Below are 835 nucleotides of genomic sequence, written 5' to 3' on the forward strand. Positions count from 1 at the left end.
GTCCTCCCCCGCCACCCGCGGCCCGCTGGACCTGCGTGATCGTCACGCCGTCCGCGGCCCGCGAGCGGCGTCCCGCCCGCAGGCGCCCTCGGCCCGCCACGCCACCCCGCTCACCCGGCGGGCCCCGCTGCACCGCCCGGCGCCCGATCCGCGCCCGGCACCCGGGCTCCCCGCGGACGCTCCCCCACCGACCGAACCGGAAGCCGCGGGGCCGTCGACGCCACTGCGCGGGGCGCTGCGCGGGGCCGTCCCGCTGGCCGCCGCCGGGCTGGTCGCCAACGCCGCCAACCTGGGCGTGACCCTGATCATCGCCCGGGCCATGAGCACCCGCTCCTACGGCGCGGTGGCCCAGCTCATCGCCATTTTCTTCGTGGTGTCGATGCCCGGCAGCGCGCTGCTGGTCGGCGTGGTGCGCCGCGTCACCCAGTGGCAGCACAGCGGCCGTCTGGAGCTGATGGCCGGCTGGGTGCGCCGGGTTCGCCGCGCCGGCGTCGTGACGGTGCTGGCGGTGGCCGCGCTCGCCCTCGCCGGCCGGGGGCTCGTGGCCCACGAGCTGTCCCTGCCCGGGCCCGGCGGCGTCACCGAGATCATCACCGCCGGCGCCGCCTGGTGCCTGCTGTGCGTGGACCGCGGCCTGCTGCAGTGCGCCCGGCTCTACCCCGCGCTGGCGGTGAACCTGCTCGTCGACGCCGCGGTCAAGGCGGTGGTCACGATCGCCCTGGTGCTCGCCGGCCTCGACCAGGCGGGCGCGGCACTCGGCGTGCTGTGCGGGGTGGTCGTCGCGCTGGCACACGCCCGGCTGGCCCTCGCCCGCGCCCCCCATGCCGTCCGCGCC

At 78.8% G+C, this 835-nt stretch carries 1 pseudogene; it reads left to right on the forward strand.

Features of this window, described 5'->3' with window-relative positions:
• Positions 1-235 precede the first annotated feature (235 nt).
• Positions 236-835: pseudogene (locus C1A33_RS26630) on the forward strand (hypothetical protein); the annotation flags it as partial.

It is taken from the genome of Frankia canadensis (assembly GCF_900197875.1).
Lineage (GTDB): Bacteria > Actinomycetota > Actinomycetes > Frankiales > Frankiaceae > Frankia > Frankia canadensis.